Annotated in this window: 23 protein-coding genes; 17 read left to right on the top strand and 6 right to left on the bottom strand. The window is 47.0% G+C overall.

Annotated elements, in window-relative coordinates:
• The first annotated feature begins 108 nt into the window (after positions 1-108).
• From G367_RS0116265 to G367_RS0116215, 11 genes are all read left to right on the top strand, one after another.
• Positions 109-1,029, top strand: a complete 921-nt coding sequence (locus G367_RS0116265; RefSeq protein ID WP_020414218.1) for a LysR family transcriptional regulator — start codon at positions 109-111, stop codon at positions 1,027-1,029.
• An 85-nt stretch (positions 1,030-1,114) separates the two neighbouring features.
• Positions 1,115-1,618: a riboflavin biosynthesis intermediates N-glycosidase gene (locus G367_RS24025; protein WP_020414217.1), complete on the top strand. Its 504-nt coding sequence runs from the start codon at positions 1,115-1,117 to the stop codon at positions 1,616-1,618.
• Positions 1,619-1,723: 105 nt separating this feature from the next.
• Complete coding sequence (locus G367_RS0116255; RefSeq protein ID WP_020414216.1) at positions 1,724-2,101, top strand: PH domain-containing protein; 378 nt, start codon at positions 1,724-1,726, stop codon at positions 2,099-2,101.
• Between the two features lie 102 nt (positions 2,102-2,203).
• A complete protein-coding gene (locus tag G367_RS0116250) occupies positions 2,204-2,434 on the top strand; it encodes a hexameric tyrosine-coordinated heme protein (protein ID WP_020414215.1) in 231 nt (76 codons plus the stop codon).
• Positions 2,435-3,309: 875 nt separating this feature from the next.
• Complete coding sequence (locus G367_RS24020) at positions 3,310-3,771, top strand: YccF domain-containing protein (protein ID WP_040629038.1); 462 nt, start codon at positions 3,310-3,312, stop codon at positions 3,769-3,771.
• A 197-nt stretch (positions 3,772-3,968) separates the two neighbouring features.
• The gene (locus G367_RS0116240; protein ID WP_020414213.1) at positions 3,969-4,322 is read left to right on the top strand and encodes a hypothetical protein; all 354 of its coding nucleotides are present in this window, start codon (positions 3,969-3,971) and stop codon (positions 4,320-4,322) included.
• Positions 4,323-4,327: 5 nt separating this feature from the next.
• Complete coding sequence (locus G367_RS0116235; RefSeq protein WP_281165755.1) at positions 4,328-4,696, top strand: DUF5694 domain-containing protein; 369 nt, start codon at positions 4,328-4,330, stop codon at positions 4,694-4,696.
• Positions 4,697-4,829: 133 nt separating this feature from the next.
• The gene (locus tag G367_RS0116230; protein WP_020414211.1) at positions 4,830-5,657 is read left to right on the top strand and encodes a DUF5694 domain-containing protein; all 828 of its coding nucleotides are present in this window, start codon (positions 4,830-4,832) and stop codon (positions 5,655-5,657) included.
• Between the two features lie 102 nt (positions 5,658-5,759).
• On the top strand, positions 5,760-6,692 hold the full coding sequence (locus G367_RS0116225; protein ID WP_020414210.1) for an alpha/beta hydrolase: 933 nt from the start codon (positions 5,760-5,762) through the stop codon (positions 6,690-6,692).
• Positions 6,693-6,757: 65 nt separating this feature from the next.
• The gene (locus tag G367_RS0116220) at positions 6,758-7,462 is read left to right on the top strand and encodes a lipase family alpha/beta hydrolase (protein WP_245556708.1); all 705 of its coding nucleotides are present in this window, start codon (positions 6,758-6,760) and stop codon (positions 7,460-7,462) included.
• 37 nt (positions 7,463-7,499) lie between these two features.
• Positions 7,500-7,955: a phosphate-starvation-inducible PsiE family protein gene (locus G367_RS0116215; protein WP_020414208.1), complete on the top strand. Its 456-nt coding sequence runs from the start codon at positions 7,500-7,502 to the stop codon at positions 7,953-7,955.
• A gap of 92 nt (positions 7,956-8,047) precedes the next feature.
• Here G367_RS0116215 and G367_RS0116210 read toward each other — a convergent pair whose 3' ends face one another.
• The 6 genes from G367_RS0116210 to G367_RS0116185 form a co-directional block, all read right to left on the bottom strand.
• Positions 8,048-8,809, bottom strand: coding sequence for a TerC family protein (locus tag G367_RS0116210; protein ID WP_020414207.1), 762 nt, complete (start codon positions 8,807-8,809; stop codon positions 8,048-8,050).
• Between the two features lie 111 nt (positions 8,810-8,920).
• On the bottom strand, positions 8,921-9,307 hold the full coding sequence (locus G367_RS0116205) for a SpoIIAA family protein (protein WP_020414206.1): 387 nt from the start codon (positions 9,305-9,307) through the stop codon (positions 8,921-8,923).
• A gap of 450 nt (positions 9,308-9,757) precedes the next feature.
• Positions 9,758-10,066 (bottom strand): putative signal transducing protein, encoded by a 309-nt coding sequence (locus G367_RS0116200; protein ID WP_026305182.1) that lies wholly within the window; start codon positions 10,064-10,066, stop codon positions 9,758-9,760.
• A 71-nt stretch (positions 10,067-10,137) separates the two neighbouring features.
• The gene (locus G367_RS0116195) at positions 10,138-10,536 is read right to left on the bottom strand and encodes a hypothetical protein (RefSeq protein WP_020414204.1); all 399 of its coding nucleotides are present in this window, start codon (positions 10,534-10,536) and stop codon (positions 10,138-10,140) included.
• A gap of 214 nt (positions 10,537-10,750) precedes the next feature.
• Positions 10,751-12,259 (bottom strand): aldehyde dehydrogenase, encoded by a 1,509-nt coding sequence (locus G367_RS0116190; RefSeq protein WP_020414203.1) that lies wholly within the window; start codon positions 12,257-12,259, stop codon positions 10,751-10,753.
• Between the two features lie 159 nt (positions 12,260-12,418).
• Entirely contained in the window at positions 12,419-13,081 is a 663-nt protein-coding gene (locus G367_RS0116185) for a fumarylacetoacetate hydrolase family protein (RefSeq protein WP_020414202.1), read from the bottom strand.
• Positions 13,082-13,241: 160 nt separating this feature from the next.
• Between G367_RS0116185 and serA the strand changes: the two genes are divergently transcribed.
• From serA to G367_RS25235, 6 genes are all read left to right on the top strand, one after another.
• Positions 13,242-14,489, top strand: a complete 1,248-nt coding sequence (gene serA, locus G367_RS0116180; RefSeq protein ID WP_020414201.1) for a phosphoglycerate dehydrogenase — start codon at positions 13,242-13,244, stop codon at positions 14,487-14,489.
• Between the two features lie 226 nt (positions 14,490-14,715).
• A complete protein-coding gene (gene rarD, locus G367_RS0116175; RefSeq protein ID WP_020414200.1) occupies positions 14,716-15,624 on the top strand; it encodes an EamA family transporter RarD in 909 nt (302 codons plus the stop codon).
• A gap of 441 nt (positions 15,625-16,065) precedes the next feature.
• Positions 16,066-16,188, top strand: coding sequence for a hypothetical protein (locus G367_RS26970; RefSeq protein WP_020414198.1), 123 nt, complete (start codon positions 16,066-16,068; stop codon positions 16,186-16,188).
• A gap of 3 nt (positions 16,189-16,191) precedes the next feature.
• The gene (locus tag G367_RS27145) at positions 16,192-16,275 is read left to right on the top strand and encodes a histidine kinase (RefSeq protein WP_157533628.1); all 84 of its coding nucleotides are present in this window, start codon (positions 16,192-16,194) and stop codon (positions 16,273-16,275) included.
• Between the two features lie 345 nt (positions 16,276-16,620).
• A complete protein-coding gene (locus G367_RS25240) occupies positions 16,621-17,175 on the top strand; it encodes an MBL fold metallo-hydrolase (RefSeq protein WP_026305180.1) in 555 nt (184 codons plus the stop codon).
• Between the two features lie 108 nt (positions 17,176-17,283).
• Positions 17,284-17,472 (top strand): hypothetical protein, encoded by a 189-nt coding sequence (locus tag G367_RS25235; protein ID WP_020414196.1) that lies wholly within the window; start codon positions 17,284-17,286, stop codon positions 17,470-17,472.
• Positions 17,473-17,706 lie beyond the last annotated feature (234 nt).

Here is a 17,706-nt window from a genome sequence, read left to right as displayed (position 1 = left end):
ATATTTATCAAACTTTATCTCAAAGCAGCTAAGGCCTTTCCCCTTACAGCTGCCTAGCAATGCTAAGTTACGGCAAAAATTCGTGGAAAACACGGGAGAATTCGGCAAATGAGCAAGGCAAAAAGTGCTCTGGGTGGTCGCCTCAGCGATATGGATCTCCGTCTGCTGAGAGTCTTTCGAGAAGTAGTGCGCGCCGGCGGTCTGGCACCGGCAGAAGTAGCGCTCAACATCGGGCGCTCCACCATCAGTGTTCATATCTCTGACCTGGAGACCCGTCTGGGTATGCAACTATGCCTCCGCTCTCGCGGGCGTGCCGATTTCAAACTGACACCAGAGGGAGAAACCCTCTTTCAGGCAATTTTGGAACTGGATGGGCATCTGGATGCCTTTAGAAGCCAGGTTAACGCTATTCAGTCCCAGCTTACCGGTACTCTACGCCTGGTGATGCCGGATGACGTATTGGAAATCCCCCAGCTAGACCTGCCCGCAACCATTGCTCGCCTGAGAGAACAGGCCCCCCAGTTACACCTGGAGGTCCAACTGGCCGCACCCCAGGAGCTGGAGTTGGAAATCCTCGCCGGCCGCGCCGATGTTGGCATCAACCCGCTGCATTCACACAGGCCGGGTTTAGACTACCAACCTCTATTCCAACATCAATCCACCCTTTACTGTGGCGCCAATCACCCGTGTGCCCAAGCCAACAAAATTAGTGAAGAGTTACTCACTCAGCAGGAACTGGCCGCTCCCAGCCATGCTGTTTTATCTGGTGCAGCTCATCTCTATCGCCTTTTTCCCAAACGCTCCACCGCCAACCATATGGCAGCAAGACTCGCCATGATTCTCTCTGGATCTTTTATCGGGTTTCTGCCTGAGTATCTTGCACGTAAATATGTTCAAGCACATCAGCTCCTGCCCCTGCTATCAGGGAAATTTCATTACCGTATTCAAAATGCAGCGACTTTCAAAAAAAGTGCAGCTGAGCACCCCACAATCAAGCTGTTTCTGAGAGCACTGGTGATACGTGAATAATTAATCAAGAGTATCTGATAATCCATTTAGTTGATCTGTATTATCACTCTCCTAGAATTCACGACATCCAAGTAAGGAAAATTCAATGAGGGAAACAGAAAAGTTTTACTTTTTTTGGAAGCATCAATTTGGGCAGTGGACACTGAGAGATATATCAGATATCGATGGTCAAACCTACAACTGCTGCGAACAGTATATGATGTACAAAAAGGCAATACTTTTCGGCGATATTAAGACCGCTGATAACATCCTCAAAGAAGAAAATCCATCCGAGCAACAAAGGCTAGGTAGAGCCGTTCTAGGTTATGAATCAAAAACCTGGGATCAACACAAACTTGGGGTAGTTTGGACAGCGAACTATCTGAAGTTTACGCAACACGAAGACTTAAAAGAGAGGTTACTTGAAACGAACAATAAAATCTTAGCTGAGTCTTCTCCTCATGACTTAATTTGGGGTATAGGCATGAGTTCGGATGACAACAGAATATTGAATCCAGATAACTGGACCGGGAAAAACCTACTTGGTGAGATTCTTATGTCGATAAGATCAATAATCAAGCTCAACACCTTAGGACAAATCACTAGGTAATTTATGTTCTACTTAACAAATAGTTACCAATAATACATACTACTATTCCTTACACCTTAGTGTTAATCTAAGCATAATTGCTTTTAGATCCACCAGGGAAGAGCTGTGATCGACTTCAAAAACTCCTCTGTCTTCAAACTAAAGCCCATTGATATCTCCTCTGCCAGGGATGAATTTAATAAGTTCCTGATAGATGGTGAATCCATTTTCGCAGGCTTCAAGGCAATAAGAGACCAGGTAGTATTCACCAACAAGCGTATTATTGCAGCCAATGTGCAGGGATTGACCGGATCTAAAGTAGATTACACATCCTTGCCCTACAGTAGAATTCAGGCTTTCTCAGTTGAAACTGCAGGCACATTGGATATGGACTGTGAAATTGTGGTTTATCTCAGCGAAGTTGGTAAGGTCGAATTTGAAATCAAAGGCTCCTTTGATCTTGTCCAGTTCAATCAACACATCAGCAAGTATGTTCTCGACTGATTGACTAAGTGAACATTAACCCACTATGTTTTGGCTTGGTTTAACCATCACCAGGGCATAAGTTCTTAAACTATATCGATTAAACAAATGAGAGGGAATTTCATGTCTCAAATTTGGTTAGAAAGCCTGATTACCGAAAATGCACAGCAGGGTTTTGAGCTGGCGATGAAACTATCCAGAATGGGAGTAAAATATACTCAACCTTCTGACGAAGTAAGAGGAAAACTAAGGGCCTCCTATGAGGAAAATGCCGATAGCCTGATCGCATCCTCCCAAGTTGTTGCTATCAATTTCCAGACTGTGGCGGCGGCGAATAACTACTGGCGTAGTTAATAAACTCCAGTGCGCTTTGTGATAAAATAACCCAGGTTTATCGCCAGTAAGTCCACAGAGCGCATTTATAACCTCTATCCCACACAGGTATATCAAGAATAAATTTTCTTCAAATTCACAATCAATTTTATATCAATCGTATTTCATCTATCTAAACCTTATTATTCCTGGACTATCTATCAAGTCTGCAAATAATATTCAAACTGGGCTGATAGTTATACAACATATTAATCGAATAGATAAGTTAATCAGGATTAATACCGGTAAGATAGTAACTTGCCGCAATTGAAGGTACCAGATATCCAGAGTGTCAGTGTATGCTTCGATATTTATAATAATCAAATGGCAGGTATATTATCCTATCCTTCTAACAATCGATTTGGTGGTTTAATTAAGGAGTATCTCCAGAAGATAGAACCCGCCACTAACAATTTACTGATAAATCATCTTTCCCAGCTTTCTACCTCTTATTTTTCATTGCTACTTCAGGATATAGGGAGCATTGTCAGTTGAATTCAGGCAACCATTTATCAACTTTATGTTATTTAAGGTCCAACTATCATAAAATGATAGATGACCTGCTCCATTATTAAGCAGCTTCATAGCAAAAATATAAATATCAAGAACTCTCTGCTTTCATAGCATTACACCCTTATAAAAAATTGAGAAGCCATTTGGCACAATACCAAAAATACCACCAGCAAAAATAATTTAAACGGTGCATCCAAACACTCAGGATAAAGCGTCTAAGCCACAAAGCACTTGATTCTAAATAAGAGATTACATTGATGATTGATTACGAGCTATAAATCTGGCATTTTCTAACCAGATGCAATAAATTTTTAATGAGTATAGATAGGATACTAAAGCTAAGTATGAGAACTCTGGGAAATTTTCTTTGGTTTATATTAGGTGGTTTTGTTATGGGCCTCTGCTGGTGGTTTTTTGCTCTAGTAGCATTTATCAGTATTATCGGTATTCCCTGGGGGAGAGCCTGCTTTGTTATGGGTAAGTTTTCATTCTTTCCCTTTGGTCGTGAAGCAATATCACGCAAAGAACTAACCTTAAATGAGGACATAGGTACCAGCGGGTTTGGCTTAGTGGGCAATATTATCTGGTTCCTATTCGCAGGTATCTGGCTGGCTATTGGCCATTTGGTTCATGCTCTTGCCTGCTTTTTAACCATTATTGGCATTCCATTTGGAATCCAACATCTTAAGCTTGCCGGTATTTCCTTATCTCCAATTGGCAAAACCATTGTAACTAAGGAAGTTGCCCAGGCTGCAAGGATGAAAAATGCCAGCGCAACTGTTTCTCAAATTCGAGGTAACGCCTAGCTTTTTCTAAAATATAAATTTCCCAACTTAGGTGCCTAATCAAATGGCATTATAAACATTTACTTAAGACAAACGTATCAAATAGTTTATGTTGAAAGGCAGCAAAAAATTCTTTTTGCTGCATCTCCTTGTTATTCTGTAGCGTCTAATGATAAGCAATTCTCATCTTTCTATTATATGAAAACAGGGAGTAAACAATGAGAGCAATCATCTCAATTATATCTGGCATATTTGCTTTTGGTGTTAGCTCTATAATCTATGCAAATCATAAATCAATACCAGCCGACCTGAAGATACAACCTGTCCAGGTAATGCTATTTGGTGTATTTCATTTTCACAACCCAGGATTGGACACAGTAAAGTCAGAGGTGACAAATGCACTGACACCCAGTAACCAGGACTATTTGGAAGAACTCACCAGCAAACTTACGGATGAACCCCCTACCCATGTATTAATTGAATGTCCATCAACACACCAGAGACAAATGGATCAGAAATTCAATTCTTATAAAAATGGCAGTCACGAACTTAGTGTAAATGAAAATCAGTAACTGGGATTTCGTATAACCGTAAGGCGGGACTGAAAAGTGTCATATGTTATGATGAAAGAAATGTTCACTGGAAAGGTGCTGAACTAAGAGAGTATATGGCCAAAGAAACTCCAGAAGAAAGAAAATTCATGAAAACTAAAAAAAAGCTCAGCAAAGAAACTTCCCAGAGAAATAAGAGTTTATCTTTAGGCCAATTGCTCGAATTTCATAATAATCCCATAGAAGATAGAGATAACATGAATCTCTATATCATGGGAAATGATATTGGTGTGGGGCAGGAATTTATCGATGCCGATGCAGCAACCAGCTCGTGGCATCACAATTTTCGCATGTACGCCAATATACAGGTTCAAGCCAACCGGGAACTAAAGTAATCGCTATCGGTGGATCTGGCCATACCGCTATTCTAAAGTCCCTTCAGAAGGTTGACAAAAGTCGCCACCCTTGGGATGTTAATGAATACCTGTAATAATTATTTAAAATAGCCGCTGGCAAATAAGGATAACAATGAAAAATTTTATAAAAATCTTTAGCAGTACAATCATTTTAGTATATTGTTCTGCAAGTTGGGCTGCGGAAAAAGAAGTATTATCCAGCCCTGAAGCACCGACAGCTCAGGTAATGTTATTCGGTACCTTTCATTTCGCAAATCCTGGCCGAGATACAGTAAAGCTGAATGTTATTGATGTGCTAACACCTGAAAATCAAGCCTATCTGGAGCAATTAACTGAAAAACTCGCAAGCGAGTCCCCCACCCATGTAATGCTTGAATGTGACCCGAGCATCCAAAACAAGATTGATAAAAAATTTCAGTCTTATCTGAATGGACAACATAGGCTTGAAGTCAATGAAAGTCAGCAGTTGGGCTTTCGCATTGCAGCTAAAGCAAAGCTAAGTGGCGTTATCTGCTATGATGAAAATCAGGTGCACTGGGATGGGTCCAAGCTCATGAACTATATGAGTACCAATACACCAGAAAGAAAGAAAATATTCGATACAGAGATAGAAGAGTTCGGGAATTTGTCCAGCAAGCAACACAAAACGCTAACCTTAAGACAATTACTCCAGATCGATAACTCTGTTGAGAGAGACAGAAAAAATATGAACCTATATCTTATGGTAAATGATATTGACTCTGGTGAGGGTTTTTCAGGGGCAGATGCATCAGTCAGTTGGTGGCACAGAAACTTTCGAATGTATGCCAATATCCAGACTAAGGCTCAGCCAGGAACCAAGGTTATCGCCATTGCAGGCTCAGGTCATACCGCCCTTATGAAAACACTTCTGGCCACTGATCTTCAGCGCGAAGCCTGGGAAATAAACGATTACCTGTAAAGCTATCCAGCTTTGGCTCATCCCCCAAGGGGGGTGAGCCAGGGTTCCCTAGTTTTCCATAGAGTTGATTTTCAAATCAATGGATTACAATAGGTGGATAATATGCTTCCTAGCTTGCGTATTTTACTCGCTCTTCTTTGCTATCTAACCTTTACATTTTTCTCTAAGGCCTTCGCAGAGGCGCAGCTGGCTTCCGGCACCCTGGAGACATTGCCCAGCATTTCCTACGAGGGCATTGCAGATCGTCCAGTACAGGTATGGCTGCCAGATGAATACCCAGCCCAGGCTCCCTATGCTGTTCTGTATATGCATGATGGGCAGATGCTTTTTGATAGCCGCACTACATGGAATGGGCAGGAATGGGGTGTAGACGAAACGGCATCCCGCCTGATCGCAGAGGGCCGTACGCGACCTTTTATCGTGGTTGCACTGCACAATAGCGGAGATGGCCGCCATGGTGATTATTTCCCGCAAAAAGCGCGAGATCTAATGTCTGAGTCTTCACGAAGGGTGAAGCACCCTTTTAATCGAGCTGAGCTGCGAGCTGACCGGTACCTGGAGTTTCTGGTAAAAAGGGTAAAGCCTTATATAGATACAAACTATAAAGTCAGTCGTAACCCAGAGAACACTTTTATCGCTGGTTCCAGTATGGGAGGACTGATTTCCCTTTATGCGGTGTTGGAGTATCCACAAGTATTCTCTGCTACTGCAGCAATTTCCACCCACTGGCCAGGCATCGGTCCCGAAGAGACACTCCCTGTCGCAGAATCCATTCGCAAATACCTCCGGGAAAATCTACCTGAACCGGGAAAACATCGCTTTTACTTTGATCATGGCACCGAGACACTGGACCGCTTTTATCCGCCTCTGCAACAGGCTGTGGACAAGATTATGCGCAAGCGAGGTTATAACGACAACAACTGGCAGTCACGGGTTTTTGTAGAGCATACCCACGATGAGAAGTCTTGGAATGCCAGGCTGGATCATGCCCTTATTTTCCTTCTTGGCACGGAAAAACAGCGCGACTATCAATAACCTCTGCCTACCTCAAAATTTTTGGCAATTGAATAGCTGGCGATTGAATAGCTTATGAGGGATATTTGATCGCCACAAGTCTTGCCCAACTACACTTTGGGCAGGTGCAGTTCACAGGGCTTCAACTTCGGGGTTCAGTGGACCTCTGTGGAAGATCACTCCTACTCTATGCGATGAATCCTAAAAGTCACACAGTTCTACTGATACCCGGAATTTTCGACCGTGGATCTTCCCTGCTACGGATGCAACACGCTCTGGCGGATGCAGGATTCGACACCCATTACATTCACCTGCGTTATAACTCCGGCTGGCACGGTATGGAGCACCTTTCTTCACAGCTGATGGCGAAGATGGAAAAACTGGTAAAAAAAGGAGCTACCTGCACCTTGGTAGGATTCAGCATGGGAGGTATTGTTGCACGCTATTATCTTCAGTCGATGAATGGTATTGGCAGGGTACATAAATTTATTTCTATCGCTTCCCCTCATCATGGCAGCTATTGGGCCAATTTCCTACCCTACAAAGGTGGCAAGCAATTACGCGTCGGAAGTGAATTCCTGCGAGGGTTAAATCAGAGCATCCATATGCTGGAAACAACAGATCCAGTTTCCATCTGGACAAAATATGATGTCACCATTATGCCCCACAGTAGTGCCAAACTCGGAATAGGCACCTCCTATGAAGTCCCTGTAATTCTGCACCGATTAATGCCCATGAGCAGTAAGGTCATCTCGCTAATGAAGAAAGAGGTTATCAGCGGAATGGAATAACTTGTATTCCTCTGAACAATGACTGTGGGAGCCAGAGATGAGCGATCCAGAACAAAAACCTATTCGTCCGGAAAGTGCGATACATGGTTACTATCATAAGTTTGAGAGCCTGATCGCCCTAATCCTTACCTTTATTATTGTGATTATCATAATTGTCGCCATCAGCCGTCTGGCTTACTCGGTCTATTCCATGCTAATAGTAGGCATGAGAGACCCTCTGGATCACAAGGTATTCCAAACCATATTTGGCGAAATCATCACACTGCTGATCGCCCTTGAGTTTAGCCGTACGTTACAATATGTGGTCACACGTCAACAAAGCATTATTCAAACTACGGTTGTTGTATTGATTGCCATATTGGCACTTGCACGTAAATTTATAATCCTGGACCTGGATAAAGTCAGTGCTGGGGAGCTTTTAGGATTGGCTGCTGCAACTTTGGCTCTGGGGCTCACCTATCTGATATTAAAGGTCAGAAATAGAACTGTCTAAGGATCACTTGTCACTAAGAAATAGAAAATAAGCCAAGTCCTTTATCTTCTTGGCTTATTTTCCAATTTTTTAAGTGCTCACTTGAGAAATAATCACTGACTATCTTCACGCAGGGACTGGTGCAGTTTGACCGGTGGAGTCTGTCGCTCCTTTTTGCTCCGCAGACGTAAATTAAGCATTTCCACTGCCATGGAGAAGGCCATGGAAAAATAGATATAGCCCTTGGGCACATGCACATCAAAGCCCTCTACCACTAAGGTGAGCCCCACCATTATCAAGAATGCCAACGCCAGAATTTTTACCGTGGGATGGCGATCGACAAAGTCACCAATTGGTTTTGCCGCAATCAGCATAACAATTACCGCTAAGACAATAGCAATTGCCATAATGGAGATTTCATCCACCAGCCCCACCGCAGTAATTACTGAGTCGAGAGAGAAAACTATATCAAGTATTGCAATCTGTAGCAGGACCATACCAAAACCGGCTGTGCCCAAGCTTGACGCATCGGTTTCGGCACCCTCCAAGCTATTGTGTATTTCATGGGTGGCCTTACCAATCAAGAACAATCCACCCCCAACCAGAATGATGTCACGCCCGGAAATTTCCACTCCAAACGCACTAAATAGTGGCTCCACCAAGCCCATAATCCAGACAATAGAAAATAACAACCCCAGGCGGGTCACCATAGCAAGGGTCAGACCAATAAAACGGGCTGGTTCCCGCTGTTTGGGCGGTAAGCGCCCGACAAGAATGGAAATAAAAATAATATTGTCGATGCCCAATACGATTTCCAACGCTGCCAGTGTAGCCAGCGCAACCCAGGCCTCCGGGTTACTTACCCACTCGAACATGAAGCAATCCTTATTTGTGATTATTGTTGTTCTGCAGTAACACCCTGAGAAAATATTAAACTGCACTGGTCTACCTGAACACGCATTCTGCTGCGTGATGCAAAAGCTATTTTATTCCCCCTCACGTAACCAAGCCATGGCATCGGCTTCATTTTCAAAGACCTTGTATTCCCCTCCGATAAACCAGCTTCCTACCTTGCCTGCTACCTTCATCCAGCGCTTGTCTGAAATCACTGCAATTCGATTGAACTGGCGCCCATGGGCCATTCCCAGCTTGAAGTCATCCCAGGCGGCTCGCGGTTCCCAACCCTGTAACTCACTGGCATCCATTAAGCAATCGATTTTTGGATGCTCAACCCCCTCAAGAGCCGAGTTGAGCATCGGCACCATCGTCTGGTAATCCTCGTGGGTCAGCTTTCCGCGCGCTCGTAGGGTAAGAAAAAAATGGTTGCCGTTCTGCTCCAGACCAATCGAAATACCATGGGGTTGGTCACTCATAAGCTCCCCTTCTCTGCTTGGAGTCAATTTTTAAATTACCAGAGTCAAACCTAAGTAAATAATGGTAGTAGCCTCTAGAGACTGATTTCTTCATACCTCTTTTCCTGGAGATCCATTTCCAAGAGGGTCACAGAGTGATCTTGCTCCGATAAAACGGGCACGCCCCTCTCCGGCCTTCAAATTCTCTAAAACTAAGTCCATTAACGGTTATGATGACGAGAGTAAGCTTGCTATTGGCAGGCGTGGTACCGGAATTTTTTTGCTAATAAATCGGAGTGATACATGAATATCAATAACACCATTCATTTCTACCGTCCCTCACCTAGTTTACGCCCCTCCAATAAACCAAAGGCTTCACGATAGAGGTTAATCGCTCTCTCCAGATCGTCTGTATCAATATTGACTTGTACTACTTAGGTGAATCCATCTCCCGGCCCAAATTCCGACAATTCAACCCGCTACCGGTCGGGTCTTGCCACATTGCCAGCAATAATCGAATGCCGCACCATTTTCCTCCCCACACTGTGGACAAGGCCAGCTTGTTTGTTCTGCCTCTGCATCCTTTAATAGCTGGCATGCACGCTCGTAATCTCGATCCCGCTCCAACCAGAGTTCTGGCCAGGCCTGATTTGGTGCCAACTCCCCAGATGCCCCCTGGGCATATTCATTTTTCAGCTTTACTGGAATACCTGCCACCTCAAGCCGACTCTTAGCCAGCTCCACCAGCAGGCGATTTTCATGGGTATAAATTAATTTCATAACAGTAGAGGCCGCTAAAACGGCCCCCAGAGTAACCCCGCCAGACGGCTGAGCCAAATTAAAATAACCTGCTACTCCACAACTTCAAATGCACAGTTCACGACCTGACAGTACTCTTCGTGGGGCACAGTAATAATTTCCAAAACAGAGCCCAGGGAATTTAGAGCAGCCCTACCATTCACCAAAACCCGGCCAGAGCGACTGGCAATATACTCAAGCACAGTGCGCCCCCTGGCATTCCTGTATACCGCCAGGCGCTGGCCCTTTTCCACCACATCACCATGTCTAACGAATAATTGTACCCAGTCATTCGCACGGACACGCATGGGGCTGGAACCTGCTTGGTTCGCATATACCCGCTCAATACTGACTAGCCCCGTAACTTCTCCAGCGAGAGGGGCCTCCGCTGCCCATAAATGTGTCAGTCCGCTAACAGCCAGAATAACGATCAACAGGCAGACTCTTTTCAATACGATGCTCCTACACCTAGTTAACTCCACGGGCTCTGACCCACGCTATTACGCATGTCGTCAAAGCCTTTTTGAAAAGGACAATAATTTAGGTATAGCTGACTGGATAATTCACGCCAGAGTTAGCGTGGATGGGAAAAAGAAGAAATAAAAAAGGGCCGCAGTTAGTGGCCCTTTTCAAAATCTGTGCTACTGGAACCCTGCCAGATGGAACCTAGCCCAGATCAATCCAAGTGGATTTCAGTTCACAGTACTTATCCAACGCATGCAGCGATTTGTCACGGCCATTACCTGACTGCTTAAAACCGCCGAAGGGCACGGTGATATCCCCGCCAAAGTAATTGTTGACCCACACAGAGCCCGCATAGATCTCACGGGCCATACGATGGGCCCGGCCCAGGTTATTGGTCCAGATTCCCGCTGCCAGACCGTAAATGGAGTCATTAGCAATAGCGAGCGCTTCCTCTTCGCTCTCAAACTCAATAACCGACAAAACCGGCCCAAAGATTTCCTCGCGGGCGATCGTCATATCGCCGGTCACACCGCGGAATACGGTGGGCTCGTAGTAATAACCACCGGCCACCTCGTCCACTGGTTTGCCGCCACATACCAGTTGGGCGCCCTGCTCCAAGCCTTTAGCGACATAAAATTCAACAGTATCAAACTGGCTGCGATCGATCAGTGCGCCCATTGCGGTATTTGGATCTTGAGGATGGCCAGGCTTAAAGCGTTCGGCGGCCTTACTCACTTTTTGAATGAACTCATCGGCGATGCTTTTTTCCACAAGCAGACGTGAGCCGGCGGTACAGGTTTCCCCCTGGTTGTAGAAAATAGCCAGCGCTGCAGCATCGGCAGCCTTATCCAGGTCTGCATCGGCGAAGACAATATTTGGGCTCTTTCCGCCCAGTTCCAAGAAAGTGCGCTTCAGGTTTGACTGACCGGAATATTCAGTGAGTGTCTTACCCACTTCAGTGGAACCAGTAAAGGTGAGGCAATCGATATCCATATGCAGGCCCAACGCCTTACCCAAGCTGCTGCCCGGCCCCGGCAACACATTCAGTACGCCATCAGGGAGACCCGCTTCCTTGGCCAGACAAGCCAATTTAATTGCAGTCAGCGGAGTATTGGAGGCCGGCTTCAGGATCACACTGTTACCGGTGGCCAGGGCTGGCCCCAACTTCCAAGCGGTCGTAGACAGTGGGAAATTCCAAGGCACAATTGCCGCCACCACCCCCAGGGGCATACGAGTTACCAGGCCAAGCTCGTCGGGGCCTGTGGGGGCGACTTCATCGTAGATCTTGTCGATAGCCTCACCACTCCAACGAATAGTGGTAGCTGCTCCGGGAACATCTACAGCTATGGTGTCGCCAATGGGTTTGCCTGCGTCCAGGCTTTCCAGCAAGGCAATTTCCAGCAAGTGCTCTTCGATCAATTCAGCGAAGCGCACCATGATTTTCTTGCGCTGCATCGGCGGCATTTTTGACCAGACACCGGAGCTAAACGCCTCGCGCGCCACACGCACCGCGTGGTCCGCATCTTCAGGGCCACAACTGGCTATCTGGGCAAGCTCTTCGCCATTAGCAGGGTTGTAGGTGGCACGGGTTTCACCGGAGAGGGCGTCTACATAATGCCCGTTGATAAAGGCTCGACCCTCGATCTTCAGTGAGGCCGCCAGGGCCTGCCATTCCTGCAGGTTTTCGGGGATTTTATTTTGCGCTGACATGGCACACCTCGTTTGGGACAGAAAATTTATCTGGGTTATATCGAAAATGTGATCACAAATCAAAGGGGATAATGGGCCTGGGGCCAGTCTTCCTTCAAATTGCGCTCACAGATCAGTGTGGTGAAGAGTAAAGCAGCTGAATGTAAGCAGCCTTTGGAGCTATGCCACCTGGGTTTCCACCTGCAACCAGTCATCCTGTAACTGCATCATCAACTTGTCACCGTGCTGCAACTCACCAACTCCCGCGGGAGTACCAGTCAGAACGACATCGCCAGGTTCTAGGGTAAAGAAACTGCTGATATAGGCCACCAGATCGAGAATCGGAGTGAGCATATGCTCTGTCTTGCCCCGTTGGCGCAACTCACCATTTAGCCACAGGGAGTAACTGAGCTTGTCCCAATCCGGCAGCCAGTCCAGTTTTACAAATGGTGAAAGAGGACAGGAATTATCAAAGCCCTTGGCCTTCTCCCAGGGGTGTCCCGCCTTTTTGAGCGTCGCCTGCAAATCGCGCAGGGTTAGGTCCAATGAGAGGCCCAGCCCCGCGATTGCAGGCGATACTTCTACAGCATTGGCATTACACAACCTCTCACCAATCAGCAGCGACAACTCGCCTTCAAAATGACAGCTGCCACGCCCAACCGGCATATGAATAGGTTGGGTCATATCCACCGCTGCGGTAGCTGGCTTGATAAAAAGCAGCGGTTCATCTGGTACCGGATTATTGAGTTCTGCAGCGTGGTCTGCATAGTTACGCCCTATACAAACGATCTTTCCAAGCCGGAATGGGACATTGGTGCCACAGGTAAATTGGTGCTGATACATAAATAAACCAGATAGTTAGGATAGGTATTTCGAATAAAACGATATAACCAGCATGTGCTATGATCGCGCCTTCGCCTGTCTCCCGACACCCGAAGAAGTGACCCAACCGGAATAAACGCACCAGTTATTGCGTTACTCGCACTCAGTGAAGAGATAGTTTATGGCTCCGCACAATACCGATCAAAAAAAGTCCCTGCAAAAAGACAAAATTCGCATCCTGCTGCTGGAAGGCGTACATCAGTCGGCCATCGACCTGCTCGCCTCCCGTGGCTACACCAACGTGGAGTTCCTGAAAACTTCACTGCCCGAAGACCAGTTGGTCGAGAGGATCGCGGATGCCCACTTTATCGGTATTCGCTCGCGAACCCAGCTAACCCGTAAGGTACTGGAACACGCCTCCAAACTGATTGCGATCGGCTGCTTTTGTATCGGTACCAACCAAGTTGACTTAAAAGCGGCCACCGAGCTGGGTATCGCCGTATTTAATGCACCCTATTCCAACACCCGCAGTGTGGCAGAGCTGATCATCGCCGAGACGATCTTTATGCTACGCGGTATTCCAGAGAAAAATGCCATGTGCCATCGCGGCGGATGGCTCAAGTCCGCGGTTGGTTCCTTCGAAGCCCGTGGTAAAACCCTCGGGATTATCGGTTATGGTGCCATTGGCTCGCAGGTGTCGGTCATGGCAGAGGCCATCGGTATGCGAGTGAAATTTTATGATGTCGTCACCAAGTTGCCGTTGGGTAACGCCAGCCAGGTAGGCTCTTTGGGGGAATTGCTGCGCGAGTCCGATGTGGTTTCCCTGCATGTACCAGAGCTCCCCTCTACCAAAATGATGATGGGGGCTGCGCAAATCGCACAAATGAAGCCCGGCGCCATCCTGCTAAACGCCTCTCGCGGTACCGTGGTGGATATTGAAGCCCTGGCTGAAGCCCTCAACAGCAAGCACCTGGCCGGTGCCGCCATAGACGTATTCCCAGTAGAGCCCCGTGGCAATGACGATGAATTCCTCTCTCCGCTACGCGGTATCGACAATGCCCTGCTGACTCCCCACGTGGGCGGCTCCACCATGGAGGCCCAGGAGAATATCGGCACCGAGGTAGCGGAAAAGCTGGCACACTATTCCGATAACGGTACCACCACCAGCTCGGTCAACTTCCCTGAAGTGGCACTGCCGGGACATGTAGGCACTCACCGCCTACTGCATATTCATAAGAATGTGCCCGGTATAATGAGCGCGATCAACCAGGTATTTTCAGAGAATGCGATCAATATCTCCGCGCAGTTCCTGCAAACCAACGAAACCCTGGGCTACGTGGTTATCGACGTCGATGCAGAGTACTCCGACTTAGCCTTGGAAAAGCTGAAGAATATCCCCGGTACCCTGCGCTGCCGCGTACTCTTTTAACATCTGCCCCAGCCCCCACAGTTCCTGCGGGGGCTTGGTATCCGCATAGCTTGAGCCCGCCTACCACCTGTCTCTCAACGCCTTCAATTGACCGATAAAGGGATTGATCCCCACTGGCGGACACTTCTACAATAGAAGCCTCTATTCTGTTGGTTCGGCCTCTCACGAAACCCCTCGTGTATCCAGGTCTAACCCGATTTTTCGTTCTTCCACAGCAGGTGTCCCCTTGCGCAACAACGATACCGCCACTACCGGCTTGCTTGCCGGCATTGCCGCCTTTCTCATTTGGGGGCTGGCCCCAATTTACTTCAACCAGCTGCAAGGTATTCCCGCGGCTGAAATCCTCGCGCACCGCAGTATCTGGTCCCTTACACTGGCGCTGCTGATTATGCTGCTGTTAGGCAAGCTTCCCGATCTCGTCCACACTCTGCGCGATGGTAAGAAAATGCGGGGGTTAGCTCTCACCACAGCGCTGATTAGCGGTAACTGGCTGGTATTTATCTGGGCCATTAACAATGGACACCTGCTGGAAAGCAGCCTCGGCTACTATATCAACCCCTTGATCAATATTGTCCTGGGTGTCTTATTCTTGGGAGAAAAATTGCGACGGCTGCAGTGGTTGGCGGTAGCGCTTGCAGCCATGGGGATTGTCCATGAGCTTTGGCAGTTCGGCCGCGTGCCGGTTATCGCCTTATTCCTGGCTGGATCTTTCGCCCTCTATGGCCTTGCACGTAAACGTGCACCGGTGGAGAGCCTTACCGGACTAGCTATAGAGACCCTGTATATGTTGCCGGTAGCGCTGATCTACCTGCTTTGGAGTGCCAGTCCCACCAGCAACCTGTTAAATAACGGCTGGGAACTGAATAGTCTGCTGTTGTTAGCCGGCCCCGTCACCCTGGTGCCACTGCTGCTTTTCACTATTGCAGCACGCAGGCTGAATCTTTCCACTGTGGGGTTCCTGCAATATATTGGGCCGTCACTAATGCTGGTGGTCGCCACCCAAATACTTGGTGAGCCATTTAGCGAGGGCAAGCTGACTACCTTTATGTTTGTGTGGCTGGGCCTTGCACTTTACTCAATTGACGCACTGGCACAGAGGCGCAAACTCCATTTACAGGGCAAGGCCACACTCTAGAGAGTGAGTGCGAGCAAGTTTCCCCACCGAAGTGTGTGAAAATGGCGGCTACCGATAAGGACTAAATGCCGCCATACAGCAAAGCCCAAACCTTTCGGCCTGCAAGCTGCCTCTACCGAGCCGGCAGCAATTACTCACTGTACTGACTGCGACGCTGGTCTGGACCCTATTGCTTGGACTCTACTGGGGAAGTACTTATGGAGAGGTACTTATGCGGAGTTACTGGTGCGTGCCAGCAGCTCGGCACTGGCAACACTCCTGTTTTTTTACCTGTTGGAATACTGGCCCAAAAAGTTACCCCAATCACTGGCCCGCTGGGCCATTCAGGTTATTGGAGTTTATCCATTCCCTTAGCCCTGCTCCCGGTCTATATAGGCACTACTGAGGAAGAGGCCCTCATTTTGGCAAAACCACAACCAGCATCTGAGGTTTCTTGTCATTATGGTAACCAGCAAGCTGTTTGCTCTCTGGATCGCCATGTCGGCCTTACTGCGCCAGCAGGATATAAAACTACGTGAACAAGCCAGGCAATTTGAACGTGAGAGGGGCTCCCTGGAGCGATAGACATTGGATAGCCGGTTGCGATTGTTACAATCCCAGGTAACACTGCACTTTCTGTTTAATACTCTCGCCAATATTCGCAAGCTATAAGAGTCAGCTTCTCCCCGGGTACCGGCACTGCTAGATAGCTTGATCAGCTATCTGCGCGCAACTATTCCACAACTGGATTCAATCAAGAGCGGTCCCTACTACAGACTTGCTGGGCCCTTATGAAAATACGCATGCCCGATCGTCTGCAATTTTCCATAGTTACCGATAATAAGGTGCATCAACTACCCTGCCCGCCCCTGGCATTATTGACCCTAGTAGAAAAAGAATAAAAGATTTCTGAAGTGCTTACTTAAATACCGTTAGAGAATCTTGCGAATCCGCTGGATCCCAAACCATTCACACAGGTGCATCGCTCAGTGGTTAAGACACCCTGCCTGCCTGGCGGTGCGTAGCAGCGGCAAATTGTTCTTAATTGATGCAGGAGAAGGCGCCGCTGCTCGTATAGGGCAGTTAGATTTAAATCTCGCCCAAGTAGACCCCATATTTATCACCCACTGGCACTCCGATCATTTTGGTGGGCTTGCAATGGTAATCAATGAGTCCTGGTTTGTAGGAGCTAATTCACTTATTAATGTATATGGCCCTTATGGTATCTATAATACTAAGGAGGGCATCAGGAAAAGTTTTGGGCCCGATATATTATTCAGGTCATCCAATCGACAGGGAATTCTAGACCCCATATTAGCAGTCGCTACACCACATTTAGTAAACATTGCTGGGGAACAGACAGAAATTGTTCGGGATATTTGGCACCATGGAAATACTTACGTTTCTGTTTTCGCCGTACATCATGAACCGGTATTTCCCGCTTTCGGTTATGAAATCCGATTCGGCCCCTGCAAGGTAATTGTTACCGGGGATACCCATGTATTTGATACACTGGAATCAATCGAGCGCGATGCTGATCTTCTCATCTCCGAAGCGTTAAGTTATGAATAATACATCAGTAAACTTAAGCAAACCGGGAATAATCGCAGGGCTCGCCTACGCTATGAGAAAGCCGATCAAATCATCTATTACCATTCTAATACACTGGATATTGCTAAAATGGCAACTAAATCCGGGGTTAAATCCATCGCTCTCACCCACCTTATACCTCCCCCAGTGACCGAAGAAGATAAAAAGGGGTTTGTCACCGGTATGAGCAAATACTACTCTGGTCCAATCAGGGTAATGGATGATCTGGACGAAATAGTACTATCCGATAGTGGCCGCGGCCAAGGCAGAGTAGAGTAGAGTAGAGTACCTTTCAGATGAAAATTAAATCAGGTCAACAAATGACGGAAATATACCGGTTACTATTATCTTATTTTATTCAGACCCTGAAGGTGAGCCCACAACTATCTTTAAAAATCCGGATAATAAGAGAGACTAAACCTGTAAATTCTAAACCAAGTAGAAGGGGGAGTTTCAGTCAATTTATTCACTTCGAAAATATCCATACTATAACCAACCGCTGCCATGTTTAAG

It is taken from the genome of Microbulbifer variabilis ATCC 700307 (assembly GCF_000380565.1).
Classification (GTDB): Bacteria; Pseudomonadota; Gammaproteobacteria; order Pseudomonadales; family Cellvibrionaceae; genus Microbulbifer; species Microbulbifer variabilis.
The sequence above is the reverse complement of the archived record's forward strand: the minus strand, read 5'-3'. Positions and strand labels throughout refer to the sequence as shown.

Excerpts from the sequence above, each read along its gene's own strand:
- G367_RS0116210 (WP_020414207.1), bottom strand. The coding sequence starts at position 8,809 with ATGTTCGAGTGGGTAAGTAACCCGGAGGCCTGGGTTGCGCTGGCTACA.
- G367_RS26970 (WP_020414198.1), top strand. The coding sequence starts at position 16,066 with ATGGTAACCAGCAAGCTGTTTGCTCTCTGGATCGCCATGTCGGCCTTA.
- G367_RS0116250 (WP_020414215.1), top strand. The coding sequence starts at position 2,204 with ATGTCTCAAATTTGGTTAGAAAGCCTGATTACCGAAAATGCACAGCAG.
- G367_RS25235 (WP_020414196.1), top strand. The coding sequence starts at position 17,284 with ATGGCAACTAAATCCGGGGTTAAATCCATCGCTCTCACCCACCTTATA.
- G367_RS24025 (WP_020414217.1), top strand. The coding sequence starts at position 1,115 with ATGAGGGAAACAGAAAAGTTTTACTTTTTTTGGAAGCATCAATTTGGG.
- G367_RS0116230 (WP_020414211.1), top strand. The coding sequence starts at position 4,830 with ATGAAAAATTTTATAAAAATCTTTAGCAGTACAATCATTTTAGTATAT.
- G367_RS0116225 (WP_020414210.1), top strand. The coding sequence starts at position 5,760 with ATGCTTCCTAGCTTGCGTATTTTACTCGCTCTTCTTTGCTATCTAACC.
- G367_RS0116190 (WP_020414203.1), bottom strand. The coding sequence starts at position 12,259 with ATGTCAGCGCAAAATAAAATCCCCGAAAACCTGCAGGAATGGCAGGCC.
- G367_RS24020 (WP_040629038.1), top strand. The coding sequence starts at position 3,310 with ATGAGAACTCTGGGAAATTTTCTTTGGTTTATATTAGGTGGTTTTGTT.
- G367_RS0116215 (WP_020414208.1), top strand. The coding sequence starts at position 7,500 with ATGAGCGATCCAGAACAAAAACCTATTCGTCCGGAAAGTGCGATACAT.
- serA (WP_020414201.1), top strand. The coding sequence starts at position 13,242 with ATGGCTCCGCACAATACCGATCAAAAAAAGTCCCTGCAAAAAGACAAA.
- G367_RS0116265 (WP_020414218.1), top strand. The coding sequence starts at position 109 with ATGAGCAAGGCAAAAAGTGCTCTGGGTGGTCGCCTCAGCGATATGGAT.
- G367_RS0116240 (WP_020414213.1), top strand. The coding sequence starts at position 3,969 with ATGAGAGCAATCATCTCAATTATATCTGGCATATTTGCTTTTGGTGTT.
- G367_RS0116200 (WP_026305182.1), bottom strand. The coding sequence starts at position 10,066 with ATGAAATTAATTTATACCCATGAAAATCGCCTGCTGGTGGAGCTGGCT.
- G367_RS0116185 (WP_020414202.1), bottom strand. The coding sequence starts at position 13,081 with ATGTATCAGCACCAATTTACCTGTGGCACCAATGTCCCATTCCGGCTT.
- G367_RS0116205 (WP_020414206.1), bottom strand. The coding sequence starts at position 9,307 with ATGAGTGACCAACCCCATGGTATTTCGATTGGTCTGGAGCAGAACGGC.